Annotated in this window: 16 protein-coding genes and 1 pseudogene; 9 read left to right on the top strand and 8 right to left on the bottom strand. The window is 41.0% G+C overall.

Annotation, left to right across the window (positions count from 1 at the left end; genetic code table 11):
• Nucleotides 1-178 precede the first annotated feature (178 nt).
• Entirely contained in the window at nt 179-757 is a 579-nt protein-coding gene (locus RO21_RS07655) for a cysteine hydrolase family protein (RefSeq protein ID WP_047977210.1), read from the top strand.
• Here RO21_RS07655 and RO21_RS07650 read toward each other — a convergent pair.
• Nucleotides 741-1166, bottom strand: a complete 426-nt coding sequence (locus tag RO21_RS07650) for an RrF2 family transcriptional regulator (protein ID WP_047977209.1) — start codon at nt 1164-1166, stop codon at nt 741-743. The two genes, RO21_RS07655 and RO21_RS07650, sit on opposite strands and share 17 nt — an antisense overlap.
• A gap of 123 nt (nt 1167-1289) precedes the next feature.
• Here RO21_RS07650 and hmpA point away from each other — a divergent pair, with 123 nt between their 5' ends.
• Nucleotides 1290-2492, top strand: a complete 1203-nt coding sequence (gene hmpA / locus RO21_RS07645) for an NO-inducible flavohemoprotein (RefSeq protein ID WP_047977208.1) — start codon at nt 1290-1292, stop codon at nt 2490-2492.
• A gap of 67 nt (nt 2493-2559) precedes the next feature.
• Here the strand turns inward: hmpA and RO21_RS07640 are convergent, their stop codons facing one another.
• Nucleotides 2560-3051: a YqaA family protein gene (locus RO21_RS07640; RefSeq protein WP_047977207.1), complete on the bottom strand. Its 492-nt coding sequence runs from the start codon at nt 3049-3051 to the stop codon at nt 2560-2562.
• 195 nt (nt 3052-3246) lie between these two features.
• On the opposite strand from RO21_RS07640, the gene focA reads away from it, so the two are divergent.
• The 3 genes and pseudogenes from focA to rhuM all read left to right on the top strand — a co-directional run.
• The gene (gene focA, locus RO21_RS07635; RefSeq protein ID WP_047977206.1) at nt 3247-4071 is read left to right on the top strand and encodes a formate transporter FocA; all 825 of its coding nucleotides are present in this window, start codon (nt 3247-3249) and stop codon (nt 4069-4071) included.
• 82 nt (nt 4072-4153) lie between these two features.
• On the top strand, nt 4154-6478 hold the full coding sequence (gene pflB, locus RO21_RS07630) for a formate C-acetyltransferase (protein WP_047977205.1): 2325 nt from the start codon (nt 4154-4156) through the stop codon (nt 6476-6478).
• Between the two features lie 209 nt (nt 6479-6687).
• Nucleotides 6688-6986 (top strand): annotated as a pseudogene (rhuM, locus tag RO21_RS13695) (RhuM family protein); the annotation flags it as partial.
• Between the two features lie 102 nt (nt 6987-7088).
• Here rhuM and RO21_RS07625 read toward each other — a convergent pair.
• The 3 genes from RO21_RS07625 to RO21_RS07615 are packed head-to-tail and all read right to left on the bottom strand — an operon-like array spanning nt 7089 to nt 8215.
• Nucleotides 7089-7397 (bottom strand): hypothetical protein, encoded by a 309-nt coding sequence (locus RO21_RS07625; protein ID WP_047977204.1) that lies wholly within the window; start codon nt 7395-7397, stop codon nt 7089-7091.
• Between the two features lie 58 nt (nt 7398-7455).
• Nucleotides 7456-7698 (bottom strand): hypothetical protein, encoded by a 243-nt coding sequence (locus RO21_RS07620; RefSeq protein ID WP_047977203.1) that lies wholly within the window; start codon nt 7696-7698, stop codon nt 7456-7458.
• Nucleotides 7699-7720: 22 nt separating this feature from the next.
• The gene (locus RO21_RS07615) at nt 7721-8215 is read right to left on the bottom strand and encodes a DUF805 domain-containing protein (RefSeq protein ID WP_047977202.1); all 495 of its coding nucleotides are present in this window, start codon (nt 8213-8215) and stop codon (nt 7721-7723) included.
• A gap of 133 nt (nt 8216-8348) precedes the next feature.
• On the opposite strand from RO21_RS07615, the gene RO21_RS07610 reads away from it, so the two are divergent.
• The 4 genes from RO21_RS07610 to RO21_RS07595 all read left to right on the top strand — a co-directional run bounded on the left by RO21_RS07610 (nt 8349) and on the right by RO21_RS07595 (nt 12713).
• Nucleotides 8349-8681 (top strand): helix-turn-helix domain-containing protein, encoded by a 333-nt coding sequence (locus tag RO21_RS07610; RefSeq protein WP_047977201.1) that lies wholly within the window; start codon nt 8349-8351, stop codon nt 8679-8681.
• A gap of 381 nt (nt 8682-9062) precedes the next feature.
• The gene (locus RO21_RS12540) at nt 9063-11081 is read left to right on the top strand and encodes a glycosyltransferase (RefSeq protein WP_053067745.1); all 2019 of its coding nucleotides are present in this window, start codon (nt 9063-9065) and stop codon (nt 11079-11081) included.
• Nucleotides 11063-11464 (top strand): glycosyltransferase, encoded by a 402-nt coding sequence (locus RO21_RS12535; protein WP_053067744.1) that lies wholly within the window; start codon nt 11063-11065, stop codon nt 11462-11464. Before RO21_RS12540 ends, RO21_RS12535 begins: the two co-directional genes overlap by 19 nt.
• A gap of 13 nt (nt 11465-11477) precedes the next feature.
• Nucleotides 11478-12713 (top strand): phosphopentomutase, encoded by a 1236-nt coding sequence (locus RO21_RS07595; protein ID WP_047977200.1) that lies wholly within the window; start codon nt 11478-11480, stop codon nt 12711-12713.
• 107 nt (nt 12714-12820) lie between these two features.
• Here RO21_RS07595 and RO21_RS07590 read toward each other — a convergent pair whose 3' ends face one another.
• The 3 genes from RO21_RS07590 to matP form a co-directional block, all read right to left on the bottom strand.
• Complete coding sequence (locus tag RO21_RS07590) at nt 12821-13810, bottom strand: RsiV family protein (protein WP_047977199.1); 990 nt, start codon at nt 13808-13810, stop codon at nt 12821-12823.
• Between the two features lie 51 nt (nt 13811-13861).
• Nucleotides 13862-14353 carry a YajQ family cyclic di-GMP-binding protein gene (locus RO21_RS07585; protein WP_047977198.1) on the bottom strand — a complete coding sequence of 164 codons (492 nt, stop codon included), beginning with the start codon at nt 14351-14353 and terminating at the stop codon, nt 13862-13864.
• Between the two features lie 79 nt (nt 14354-14432).
• The gene (gene matP, locus RO21_RS07580; protein ID WP_047977197.1) at nt 14433-14882 is read right to left on the bottom strand and encodes a macrodomain Ter protein MatP; all 450 of its coding nucleotides are present in this window, start codon (nt 14880-14882) and stop codon (nt 14433-14435) included.
• Nucleotides 14883-14927 lie beyond the last annotated feature (45 nt).

Raw genomic sequence — 14927 nt, 5'->3', positions numbered from 1 at the left:
GTGTCCGGATTTTAACCTATTGAAATAATTTGATTTTTATAAAGGACACACGCAGTGTGTCCCTACATTCTGTTAAAATGTCTATTTTTGTGTATTTGCGACATAATACCGAGAATTTGCAAACATATCGCAAAATCCGACCGCTTGTGATGATTGTTTAATACCATAAGGAATAGTAATGAAACAAACTGCCCTGTTAATTGTCGATTTTCAAAATGATTATTTTAGTAGCTTTACCGGCGCAAAATGGGCGCTGTCCGGTACGGAGCAGGCGGCGGAGAACGGTGTAAAATTGCTAACGAAATGCCGTTCGCAAGGTGTGCCGGTTTTCCATATTCGCCACGAGGCACAAACGATGGACGCACTGTTTTTCCAACCTAATTCGGAGGGAGCGAAGATCCACGCCTCAATGCAGCCGTTGGCGGACGAAGTGGTTATCACCAAACATCAGATCAACAGTTTTCGTGAAACGGATTTGCACGCCCGTTTACAAGAAAAAGGGATTCGCCGCCTGATTGTGATTGGGGCAATGAGCCATATGTGCATTGACGCAGCGGTGCGGGCGGCGGTAGATCTCGGCTATCAATGTGATGTGGCTTTTGATGCTTGTGCAACGTTGGATTTAACCTTTAACGGTATTACCGTACCGGCTGAACAGGTGCAGGCTGCATTTATGGCAGCTCTCCAATTTGCTTATGCCAATGTGGTTTCGACCACCACGCTATTGGCTGAAATTACCGCTATTCAACCAGCCTGATAGGGATAGTGTGGTGAGATGTGAGGGCAAATTCCGCAAAGCGATGCTGGTTAAGCGAGGCGTAGAATTGCTCAAGGGCTGCTTCCAGCACGCCTTTTAGGCGACATTGCGGACGTAATACGCACGCCGGATTATCGCAGTTAATGATGTGAGGCGTATTTTGTAGGGTACGGACAATCTCGCCAAGTGGCAAATTGAGCGTCTCTGGGGCAAGGCGAATACCGCCGCCTTTGCCTCTAGTGGTAATCAGCCAGTGTTGCTTTGCCATAAAATGCACAATTTTGACTAAATGGTTTTGGGAAACGTGGAGATTGTCTGCCAGTTCAGCAATGGTGTACAGCTCATCTCGTTGGGGGGAGAGATATAATAAGATCCGCAAGCCGTAGTCGGTAAATTTAGTCAGTTGCATACTTTTTTCCTGTTGTCCTCATCGAATTATAATGTAAATTTTCGCCTTTTCCGAATGTTATTCCTTGCTTGCACGGTTTTAAAAATGTATTCTAAATATATCTTAAGTAAAGGAGATCCTAAAATGGCATTAACGGCACAACAGATTGAATTAGTGAAAGCAACCGTTCCGGTTCTGCGGGAAAGCGGGGTAGCACTCACTTCCCATTTTTATAAACGTATGTTGGGAAATAACCCCCATTTAAAAGAAGTTTTTAACCTTGGACACCAACGCAGTGGGGCGCAGGCGAGATCATTAGCCGGTGCGGTATTAGCCTATGCGGAAAATATTGAAAATCCGATGGTGCTGGCATCCGCGGTAGAACTGATGGCGCATAAGCACGTCAGCCTTGAAATTCAAGCACCGGATTATGCGATTGTGGGCGAAAATCTGTTACATTCAATTAGTGAAGTATTAAATATTCCGATGGACGATCCGCTCATTGAGGCGTGGGCGGCAGCTTATGGGCAACTTGCCGATCTGCTCATTACTACGGAAAAGGCAATTTACGATGAACACGCGCAAACTCAAGGTAGTTGGTTAGGTTGGCGTAAATTCAAGATTGCGAAAAAAGTCAAAGAGAGCGCGGAGATTACCTCGTTTTACCTCACACCCAGCGATGATGGCGAATTGCCACAGTACAAAGCAGGACAGTACGTGTCGGTGCGGGTATTTGTTGATGAATTAGGCTTAAAACAGCCACGCCAATATACGTTGTCAGACAGTCCGAAAGCCGATCATTTACGGATTTCAGTGAAACGGGAAGATCCAAAAGGCGAATTGGCAGGCGGTTGGGTATCAAATGTATTACACGGCTTAGAGATCGGCGATGAAGTGGAAGTTACCGCCCCGACAGGCAATTTCTTCCTTATCAATCCGGATAAACAAAATGTTTTCATCAGTGGTGGTGTGGGGCTAACACCGATGATCGCAATGCTGAATCAAATTCTTGATGCAGGTGTGCCGCAGTCGGTAAGCTTTATTCACGCTTGCCGAAATGCGAACGTACACGCAATGAAGTCGCATTTGGACGAAGTAAAAGCGCAGTATCCCAATGTGAATACTTTTGTGGCTTATGAAACGGCAGACGCTGGTGAAGCCGATTTGATCGGGCGCTTGGATCTGCACGCTGTACCGCCGGAAATGTTGCCGAAAACAGCGGATTATTACCTATGCGGCCCAATGGCGTTTATGCAGCTTCAGCATCAGGCATTGCTGGATTTAGGTATTGCCTCCGAGCAAATCCACCTTGAAGCCTTTAATACCGGCGGGGTACAGCTAAAATAACGAGAGTGAAAAGCGGAGAATATCCGCTTTTTTTATATGTGTTTTTCGAGTGTTTTTTCAACAAACCTTAACCAACCCAAACATACACACCGAATAAAATCACGAGATAGCGGGCGAGTTTGCCGAGGGTAATACACAGCACGCTCATTGCGAAATGAAAGCGTAGCCAGCCGGCAATGCCGCAGAGTAAATCGCCGATCACGGGCAGCCAGCTTAAGAGCAACGCCCATACACCGTAGCGTTGGCTGACTGTCAATGCCCATCTTGCCTTACCGGATCGGAGGTTGTGAAGTTGCGGTTCGGGGACAAGGCGTGCCAGAAAATAGGTGGTTATGCTGCCTAAACTGTTGCCGAGGGTAGCACTGGTGAGTAGCAGCAACAGTTGCAGTGGCATATCTTCGCCGTTTTTCCACAGGGCTTGGCTCACCAATGTGGTAAAGACGATTTCTGAATTTCCCGGCAATAAGGTCGCACTCAAAAAAGCACTGGTGAACAGAATAAGCCATTGATATTCCGTGCTGGTGAAAAAACCGATGAAAGCGGTGAGATAATCGTTCATTTTTGTAATTTTCTTGTTAAATTTGTGTAGGGATTTAATAAACTTAACTATTTGATTTTGTTAAATATTGATATAGGTCAATAAAATTTCCGACTTTATTTATTTTATTGGTAAAAATTATTTAATAGCGTGGGTAACAGGTCTATAATTCTCAAAAATTTTTGCAAATTTTCAACTTTCTATTTAAGGATCGCAATGTTTTCTCCTGCTGAAATGGCAAAGATCGCCGAGGATGCGGCAGTTTATAAAGCCACCAAACACCAATTTTATTCTTTTATTTCTGCGATTACCGCAGGGGCTTATATTTCCATCGCTTTCGTGTTTTATGCCACTACGCAAGTCGGTGCAGGCGAGTTGCCGTGGGGCGTAGCCAAGTTGATTGGTGGCGTGGTATTTTCGCTCGGTATTATTATGTGCGTGGTATTTGGTGCGGAATTATTCACTTCCTCGACAATGACCGCCGTGGCTAAAGCCAGTAAGCGAATTACTTTAGCACAAATGCTGAAAAATTGGTTAGTCGTTTACGGCGGTAATTTTATCGGGGCACTGTTTATTGTCGGGTTGGTGTGGTTTAGTGGTGAAATAATGGCAGCGAACGGGCAGTGGGGTTTAACGATTTTGAAAACCGCCCAGCACAAAATTCACCATAGTTGGTGGGAAACATTTCATCTCGGTATTTTTTGTAATTTAATGGTCTGTATCGCCGTGTGGATGGCGTATGCGGGGAAAAGCCTGACGGACAAAGCCTTTATTATGATTTTGCCGATTTCAATGTTTGTGGCATCGGGCTTTGAACACTGCGTAGCAAATATGTTTATGATCCCGATGGGCGTACTGATTCACGCTTTTGCCGGCGCTGAATTTTGGACAGCAATCGGTGTGGATGCGGCGCAGTTTGCCGATTTAACGCTCTCGCATTTCGTGTTAAATAACCTCATTCCAGCAACGCTGGGCAATATTGTCGGTGGGGCAGTATTTATCGGTTTGGTGCAGTGGTTTTTGCACTTGAAAAAACATTAACGGCAAGCGGTCGTTTTTTGCCGATTTTTTGCAATAACAGACCGCTTGTTACTCAATTTATCTTAACTAACGAGGACTTAAAATGACTCAATTAACAGAAGCTCAATTAAAAGCGTGGGAAGGTTTCGCACCGGGCGAATGGCAAACTGAAGTCAATGTGCGTGATTTTATCCAGAAAAACTATACCCCTTATGAAGGTGATGAATCTTTCTTAGCGGACGTTACCGAAGCAACCACAACGCTTTGGAATGATGTGATGGAAAAAATCAAAGTGGAAAACAAAACCCACGAACCGTACGATATTGATTGTGAAACGCCTTCAACCATCACTTCACACGCACCGGGCTATATCAATAAAGATTTAGAAAAAATCGTTGGTTTACAAACAGATGCACCGTTAAAACGGGCGATTATGCCGTTTGGCGGTATCAATATGGTGAAAGGCTCGTGTAAAGTTTACCGCCGTGAATTAAATCCGATGGTGGAAAAAATCTTCACCGAATACCGCAAAACCCACAATCAAGGCGTGTTTGATGTTTATACGCCGGATATTTTGCGTTGCCGTAAATCCGGTGTGATTACCGGTTTGCCGGACGCTTACGGGCGCGGGCGTATCATTGGCGACTATCGCCGTATGGCACTTTACGGTGCGGATTTCTTGATGAAAGATAAAGTCAAGCAATTCAATTCATTACAGGAAAAATTAGAAAGCGGTGTAGATATTCAAGCGACTATCCAACTGCGTGAAGAAATTGCCGAGCAGCACCGTGCGTTAGGCAAAATGAAAGAGATGGCGGCATCCTACGGCTTTGACATTTCCAATCCGGCGACCAATGCGCAAGAAGCGGTACAGTGGACTTATTTCGCGTATCTTGCTGCGGTAAAATCTCAAAACGGAGCGGCAATGTCGTTCGGGCGTGTATCGACTTTCTTGGATATTTTCATTGAGCGTGATTTACAAGCGGGTAAAATCACCGAGCAGGAAGCACAAGAGCTGATTGACCATTTGGTAATGAAATTGCGTATGGTGCGTTTCCTACGTACCCCAGAGTACGATCAACTGTTCTCCGGCGACCCAATGTGGGCAACGGAAACTCTTGCGGGTATGGGGTTAGACGGTCGTACATTAGTAACCAAAAACAGCTTCCGTATTCTCCACACCCTTTACACAATGGGGCCATCACCGGAGCCGAACTTAACCATTTTATGGTCTGAAAGTTTACCGGACGGCTTCAAACGCTATGCGGCGAAAGTGTCTATCGACACCTCATCGGTTCAGTATGAAAACGATGACTTAATGCGTCCGGACTTCAACAATGACGACTATGCGATTGCCTGCTGTGTTAGCCCGATGATCGTCGGTAAAATGATGCAGTTCTTCGGCGCGCGTGCAAACTTGGCGAAAACCTTGTTATACGCAATCAATGGCGGGGTGGACGAGAAATCTGGCGATCAAGTTGGGCCGAAAACCGCTCCGATTACCGATGAATACCTCAATTACGATGATATAATGACTCGCCTCGATAGCTTTATGGATTGGTTGGCGAAACAATACGTTACTGCGTTGAACATTATCCACTTTATGCACGATAAATATGCTTATGAAGCCGCATTGATGGCGTTGCACGATCGTGATGTGTATCGCACAATGGCGTGCGGTATCGCAGGGCTTTCTGTGGCGGCGGACTCCTTATCGGCAATTAAATATGCGAAAGTGAAACCGATTCGTGGCGATATTGAAATTAAAAACAAAGCCGGTGAAGTAACAGGTATTGCGAAAAACGTGGCGATTGACTTTGAAATTGAAGGTGAGTACCCGCAATTCGGTAACAATGACAACCGTGTTGATGAAATTGCTTGCGATTTAGTAGAACGCTTTATGAAGAAAATTCAGAAGCTAAACACTTACCGCAATGCAACCCCGACCCAATCGGTTTTAACCATTACCTCGAACGTTGTGTACGGTAAGAAAACCGGTAATACGCCGGACGGTCGCCGTAGCGGAGCGCCATTCGGACCGGGGGCAAACCCAATGCACGGCCGTGATCAAAAAGGTGCGGTTGCCTCTTTAACATCGGTGGCGAAACTGCCGTTTGCCTTTGCGAAAGATGGTATCTCTTACACCTTCTCTATTGTGCCGAATGCGTTAGGTAAAGATTACGAAGCACAAAAACGTAACCTCGCAGGCTTAATGGACGGTTATTTCCACCACGAAGCCACCATTGAGGGCGGTCAGCATCTCAACGTAAACGTATTAAATCGTGAAATGTTGCTCGATGCGGTCGAACATCCGGAAAAATACCCGCAATTAACTATCCGCGTTTCCGGCTATGCGGTACGTTTCAACTCGTTAACCAAAGAGCAGCAACAGGACGTGATTACACGGACGTTCACAACTTCGATGTAATTGAAGTTTGTAAAATTTAGGTGAAAAAAGACCGCTTGTAGTGAAAACTGCAAGCGGTTTTTTTGTGATCTCGCTCGAAAAAACTACTATTTACTTACATAGCCTTACAGATATTGTTTATAATTACAGTATTCTATATGGGAGAAAGAGAAATGTCTAAGCAAGATTTAATTCGTTCCTCTGTGGTGGAATAGGAATACCTTACTTTTATTAATACGACCGGTGAAAGCCAAGTTGATGCTATTTACGCTAATGAAAATGTGTGGCTTAGTCAAAAAATGATGGCGCTATTGTATGATGTGGTATCTCACACGATCACTTACCATTTGCAAAAATCTTTCGTGATCAGGAGTTAGAGGGAATTTCAGTTACTTGAAAATTTCGAGTAACTGCTCAAGACGGTAAAAACTACCACACTAAGCATTATAATCTTTCGGCGGTTATTGCCGTTGTTTATAAAGTAAATTCCGAGAGAGTAGTACAGTTTTGCAAGTTTTTACGGAAAATCAACCGCTTGTAAGCGGTTAGAAGAGGTTTAAACACGGCAAAAATTTAACTATATTCTAATCCTAAAGCAAAACAGCCCTTAATTGGGCTGTTTAATAATATTCTATATTTGGGTTTTTATCTTGCCATAGAAATCAATATTCCTTATATTTCCTATTTGATGATCATCTATATTGGGTATTATTTCTTTGATTTCTTTTCTGATAGCATTATCTAAAAGTTCAATATAATCTAAATCAATGTTTTTTCTAAATGTAATTATATTTTGGGTTCCATTGATTTTTTCTTCTTGATACTCTCGTTCGAAAATATATCCATATTTTTTTAATTCTTTTATAAATTCTGATAAAGATTCTCTATCATTGTGAATGATATCTACTTCTGCATGAATATTAAAATAAGAAGTATTCATATAAACTCCTATTTAAAATAATGGTTAACTAAATTTTAGTGTCTTATAATCGTACATACTATCTTTTTCTCCATTTTCCTAATTCAACATTTACCTCTAATGAGTAAGGACAGCTATATTCCGTAGTATTGATAGTAAACCTAAATCCAGAATATGTTTCGTAATGACATTTTTTCCAGTTTCCATTTATATTCTCTTCATCTTTAAGGCTTGCATATTCCCAGTCTGATGCAAACACACTTATAGATACGCCCAAACTAATAGCTAAAACAGCTAATTTTCTTAAACTTAAATTACACATAATTTTCTCCTATCTAGGTTAATTAAGAATTGGTTTTCTTCCAAAATGGAATCTGTGGCTTGCCAAAGTCGTTCTTTCCCTCATTACCTTTTTTAACAGCAAGAGCGATAATACAGCCAATATGAATAACGGTCATTGCCAGATTAACTAGAATTTTAATATCAGAAGTAATAAACAAGGTGAAAAGCGATATAATGTCTATCCATAAAATAGTTTGGAATAAGTTACTCGCTGTCGCTTTCTTATTGAGATCGTGTACACGTCTAACGATATGGGAGTATTTGAGTATCAAGAGTAATGCAACCAATGCAAAAACTACGGTTAAAAAAACTACCTCTGCCGAAGCAAATGTACCTCTCATTATAGAATAGCTGATGTTTTGACTAATCACTGTTGGAAAGCCAACCATAATTAGAGAAATCACTGTAAGAACAAGTAGGGATAAAGCATAATGAAGCCGCCCAATTCGCCCTTTAAACCCAAAGAAAAATCGAAAGATGTTTTTGATAGTATTCATTTTTGACCCCTTATTTGTCAGTTTTTATTTAATAGATGAATAATTTTTGGTAATTGTGTTCTTCTAATGGTATTCAGTCAATGCACAAAATCACAAAAAATTATGCAATAAACGCATAAACTTTGAGAGAATTATGGCACAACTGATTTTAACGGATATTGATAAGCTAATCGGTCAACGTATCCAACAAAAACGCAGGGAAAAGGGCTATTCGGCGGAAAGGCTGTCGGAGTATGTAGATATTTCCCAGCCACAGCTTTCTCGCTACGAGCGAGGGGCAAATAAGATCAATGTGGCACATCTAGTCGCAATCGCCACTTTTCTAAAAACACCGATCAGCTACTTTTTTGAAGATTGTATGGTGGGTTTTGATTGGAATAGTGATGAAGCAGACCGATATTGGATGGACTTAACCCTGCGACAAAAAACATTACTGGTTGAGCTTCTCAAAGAAATCAAAAAGTAGATCACTTTATAGCATCCTATATTGAAAAGCGGTCGGATTTTGCAAAATAAGTGCATAATCCGACCGCTTACCTATTTTATTTTAGGTAAATTTGCCAAACAATCGGGATATTACATATATTATTGGAATGGCTTTTACTAAGACAAGAACATCAAATGGGAAAATATACTGCTAAATCTTAAGGCAGGGCGAATCAATCCGGATATAAGCAGTTATAACTAACAAGCGGTCGGTTTTAGCGGAAAAATAGCGATTATCTAAAATCAAATTTTGCTCGTGGGTGTGGCATTAGCTCGGATAGTTTCTTGGTACTTACATTAAGATAGCCATTTTTGTGCATTTACGACATAATACCGAAAATAACAACATAAAGGCAGATCTATGAAACATATTCTCGTTATTTCAACCGCATCAATGATGTGTGGTGTACAAAGTGTATTGGTTGATTATTTGAAAATAATGCATAAATTCCCCAATTATAAAATTGACCTTGTTTATATGATGGATCGTGGGGATTTCAAGCGTGATCAAATTCCCAAAGATATTCATATTCAAACACTGCTAAATCCGATCGAAACGGAATTCTTTATTTATACTGATATGATTTTAAAGGGGGAAAGTTCTAAATTTGAGAATCAAGATTATTATCTTTCGTGGCGAAATTGTTTAATAAATAAAGTCAATCAACAGTTTTTAGAAAAGATTAACGGAAATAGCTATGATGCGATTATTATATTTAATAATGAGCGAGTTTCATTTGATGCATTTTTGGAAAAGTATGATATTAGCCAATCTATTCCGGTTATTCGTTGGATTCATAGTAATACGGATTATATTTATTGGAATGAAACTAATAGTTATGTATTGAATAAACATCAGCATATCTTTGCGATTTGTGGGGATATGCAGCAGGATATCCAACAAAAATTATCAGCTATTAGTGTTGCAAATACGGCGGTTCACACTATTTATAATCCGCTGGATATTGATGAAATTATCGAAAAATCTAATGTGTTATTGGAAGCAGATAAAACATTATTGGCCGATGATTTTATTGTTCAGGTTGGCCGATTACACGAAGAGCATAAGAATCACATCCAACTTATCAATATTTTTGCAAAATTAAAACAAAAAGGGATTAAAGAAAAACTTTATATTCTGGGAGAGGGAGGAGCTGAAGAACATTTACGCCAGCATATTCGGCAACTAGGATTGGAAAAAGAATGTTTGTTATTAGGAAAACGGGACAATCCTTTCCCTTTTATGAAACACGCTAAACTGTTTGTGCATACGGCGAGATATGAAGGACTGCCGACAACCTTAATTGAGAGTATGGTTTGCGGTACGCCGGTAGTGGCAATGGATTGCCCGACCGGTCCGAGAGAGATTTTAGCTGATGGCAAATACGGTGAATTAGTGCCCCTTTATGATGAAGAGCAGTTTGTTGAAAAAACGTTTTCACTCTTAAATGATGAGCAAAAATATCAATATTATGTGAGTTTATTGCCCGAAGCCACTGCCCGTTTTTCAATGGACACTATTCAACATAAGCTCTTTGAGAAATTTAATCAGATTATCGGTATTGAAAAAGCTAATAAGAAGAGATTATTGATTGTACAGCCACACCTTGTTATTGGTGGTACGGAAGTCATTTTAATTCATTATTTGAATATTTTAGCTCGTTCATTTGATTATGATATTGATTTAGTGATTATAAAAGAGAGGGTTAGCCATTTAGTCCATCTCATTCCTAAAGATGTAAATGTGAGCTATATATTAAATGCGTCTGAGTGCGAGTTTTTTATTTATAATAATATTAGAAAAAATGTGAATGACTATCATCGTTCTTGGTATAATGGCCTAAAACAAAAAATACAGCACTTTTTCTTAGATAAGATTAATGCAACCAAATATGATGGCATTATTAGTTTTGGTTTTTCTGATACGTTATTTGATTATTTTTTAGAGGAATATGATATTCATCCAAATATTCCGATTATTCGTTGGGTACACGGAGTGCCATTTCAGTGGGAAGAGAGGAAAGATTATTACAAGTATATTTTAAATAAACATCAACATATTGTTTCAATTTGTGATGATATGAAAATGAATAATGAAAGAATATTGAATGATTTTGGTATTTGTCATACGCAGTGTCATCGTCTTTATAATCCGATAAATATTGATTATATTTTAGAGAAAAAAGATCAAGCCTTAATAGAAGATAATGAGCTATTGGCAGATAGTTTTATTTTACAGGTTGCCAGATTAGATGAAAGGCAGAAGAATCATTTTCAATTAGTGAATATTTTTGCCAAATTAAAACAATTGGGGATTAAAGAAAAACACTTTATATTGTTGGTGATGGATCTTCTCGTGAAATGCTACAACAGCATATAAATGAAAAAGGGTTGGAAAAGGAGTGTTTATTATTAGGCAGCCGTGATAATCCATACCCGTTTATGCAACGGGCAAAATTATTTGTAAATACTAGCCAATCAGAAGGACTACCGACAACGTTAATAGAAAGTATGGTTTGTGGCACACCGGTGGTGGCAATGAATTGTCCGACCGGTCCGAGAGAAATTTTGGCAGACGGAAAATACGGGGAACTTATTCCGCTTTATGATGAAGATCGGTTTGTTGAAAAAACCTTTGAATTACTTAATAATGAAACGAAACGGCAACACTATATTGCTTTATTACCGGAAGCGGTACAGCGTTTTAGCTTTGAAACGGTTGGACCGCAATTTTTAACCTTATTAAAACAGATTTTAAACTAGTTGTGAGGAAATAATGAAACGTGTATTTATTATGATGCTCGATTCTTTCGGGATCGGCTATGCGAGTGATGCGGAAAAATTTGGCGATAAAGGCTCAAATACGTTGGGGCATATTGCAGCTCAATGTGCTGAAGGTAAAGCGGACGATCATCGCCGCAATGGTGCATTAAAACTGCCGAATATGAACCGCTTAGGGTTGGGCTTGGCGGTGCAGGCATCGTGCGGACAATATCCGGCGGGCTTGGAACAGAATGTCGAGTTAGCGGGCGGTTATTGCTTTGCACAGGAAATTTCTTCGGGTAAAGATACGCCGTCCGGGCATTGGGAGGTGGCGGGAGTGCCGGTACTCTTTGATTGGGGCTATTTTCCAAATCACGAAAATAGCTTTCCGCAGGCATTGCTGGATAAGATTGTCAAACGGGCAAATTTAAAAGGCTATTTGGGTAACTGCCACTCGTCCGGCACGGTTATTTTAGACGAGCTAGGCGAAGAACATATGCGAAGTGGGCTGCCGATTTTCTATACGTCCGCCGATTCGGTTTTCCAAATTGCGTGCCACGAAGAAACCTACGGCTTAGAAAAACTGTACGAACTTTGTCAAATCGTGCGGGAAGAATTGGAGGGCTATAATATCGGGCGGGTGATTGCCCGACCGTTTATCGGGGCGAAAGTGGGGGAATTTCAGCGTACCGGTAATCGCAAAGATTATTCTATTGAACCGCCGTCTGCGACTGTTCTTCAGAAATTAGTCGCGGAAAAGGGCGGCGAAGTGGTGTCTATCGGTAAAATTGCCGATATTTATGCGCACACGGGCATTACCCGCAAAATTAAGGCGACCGGCTTGCCGGAGTTATTTGATAAGACCTTACAAGAGGTCAAAGCGGCGGGTAATAATACGATTGTATTCACCAATTTTGTGAATTTTGACTCGGATTTCGGGCATCGCCGTGATGTTGCCGGTTATGCAGCGGCGTTGGAGTATTGGGATAGTCGTTTGCCGGAGTTGTTGAATTTAGTTCAAGATGATGACCTGTTGATTATTACCGCCGATCACGGCTGCGATCCGACTTGGCAGGGGACGGATCATACCAGAGAGCATATTCCTGTGTTGCTTTATGGTAAAGGTGTGGCGAAGCAGTCTTTCGGTAAGCGGGAAACCTTTGCGGATATTGGGCAAACGGTAGCGAACTATTTTGGTTTATCGCCGATGGATTACGGTAAGCCGATTGTTACCTTTCAAGCGGAATAATGCCAAGGGTCGCAAGCGGTCAGTTTTGCGACGTTATTTACAAAAGCGTTGAAACCATAAAAAAGGAGGCATAGCATTGCTGCTATGCCTTGATTTGTTGAGGTTTTTTATTCGCTCTTTTCAAAACCGTCATCTTGGGTATATTGATAATCAGCGTTTAAGAGTTCGTTTATTTCATAACGGGCAACAGTTAATTCAATATTGCCTTCGGCATAACTACCTAATTCATACACACCGTAGACAAAGACAATGTCGCCGTCTTTAAAATAGAAATTATCCGGTATCCTGAACTCAGCTTTCTCTACTGAGCCGCTATATTTGCCGTTTTCATCAAGATTATCGCTTTCATAAATACGCCATAAAATCGCTTTTAATTTTTCCTGATTTTTGGGTGAAATTAAATCGTTTAAGCTGATGACTGCTTTTTTGTTCGCATCAATATTGAGATATTGGGTTGAGTGTATGCCGTGTGCCCCACCCTCATAGGTGTAATCAATATAGCGGAAAGTGGCAATATTGTTACGTTGTCCGAGGTAGAAAGCGGATAAGACATTATCTAAGCCGATAGGCTTGTCCTCTTTCGCATTGGCAAGGTGAGATTGGAATAATTCGTCTGCCATTTGCACCAGCATCGGTTTAGTAACCTGAGCAGTTTTGTCTTTTCCGTCATCATAACCAAAATTTTGATAGGCTTGATTGAGTAGAATTTGATCCAGCCAATCTATGTTGGTAACAGGCACATCAATGCTGACGGTAATCTCACTCTCTTCTCGTGCAAATTCGTCTTTCGGATCTTTCTCAAATTTAAGTTTCTCGGTTTTATGATAGAGACTTTCAATTTTAACATTTAAGGCAGGGATATTGGTTGCCGTCTGTTTAGCGTTATCCTGCTCGGTTTTGAGTGTTTCGTAGGAACGTTTTAGCTCGTCCAGCTCCGTTTCTTTGGTTGCCAGCTCTTTTGTAACCCGATTGAAATCACTTTCCAGTTGGACGATTTTTTTCTCCGCTTCAAAGACTTTTTGCGGTAGGTTGCTGTCCTCGCAGGCAGATAAACCAACGAGCGATGAAATGAGTAAAGCAAGCAATGATTTTTTCATAAAATACCTCCTATTAAAATGTGCCTTTGCTTACGCATCAGGCACGGCGAGTTAGTCACGGAAATTGTTAAATTGGAACGGCTGCCCAAGTTCTGCATTTTTTACTAACTGAATGACCGCTTGCAGATCATCACGGGATTTGCCGGTAACACGCACCTGTTGCCCTTGAATTTGAGTTTGCACTTTCAGTTTTGACTCTTTAATCAACTTAGTGATTTTTTTCGCCATTTCTGTTTCAATGCCTTGTTTTAGCTTGATGTCCTTACTGTACAGCTTGCCGTGATGCTCACTGTCTGTCGGAATATCAAGGGAGGTGCGGTCAATATCTCGTTTGATACACGCACCGATTAAAATTTCCACTAATTGTTCCAACTGGAAATCAGACTCGGTGGTGAGTTTGATCGACTCGGTTTTCTCGTTTAATTCGATGGTGGCTTCAACCCCACGGAAATCGTAGCGGGTACTTAATACCCGATTGGCATTTTCAACGGCGTTGCGCACTTCGTGCAATGTAATTTCGGATACAATATCAAAAGACGGCATTTTCTTTTCCTGTTTAATCGTTCAATGTGCTGAAATGTTACCATAATATGCACATTTTATATATCGTAAAATCAACGTGTTACTCTTTAAGCAATGCTTTGAGATTATCTTTTATTTTGCCCACTTGTTCGGTGTAAATGGTGTTATTTTCCAATTCATCAATCAGATAAAGCACGGTTTCTGACAGGGTCATTTCCAATTCGGCTGCCAACTCGGATAAACGCTTCCAACTGGCATAGGTCAGATCGATGGATTTTTTGCGTGTTGATTGCTTTTCCGCATTAAAAAAACGTTTGCGTCTGGCGCGGATAGACTGCCGCATTTTGCGGCGTTGATCCGCTGGCATTTCGGCTTTGATCCAGCGTTCAATTTCTTGCGGAGAATGTTGTAAGGTGGTGAGTAGCTGCATTTTAAGCTCGATTAGGCTCTCTTCTTGATGTTTCGTTACATTCTCGCCTTCTCGATATTTTTTCAGCAGGTACTTCCATTTCCAATTTGCTTCTTGAATGTCTAATTTCTGATAGCGCATTTCGTCCCCCAATATCCAGTGAAGTATAGCGTAATTATGCGTATA

This window comes from Muribacter muris, assembly GCF_001038205.1.
GTDB classification, from domain to species: domain Bacteria; phylum Pseudomonadota; class Gammaproteobacteria; order Enterobacterales; family Pasteurellaceae; genus Muribacter; species Muribacter muris.
The sequence above is the reverse complement of the archived record's forward strand: the minus strand, read 5'-3'. Positions and strand labels throughout refer to the sequence as shown.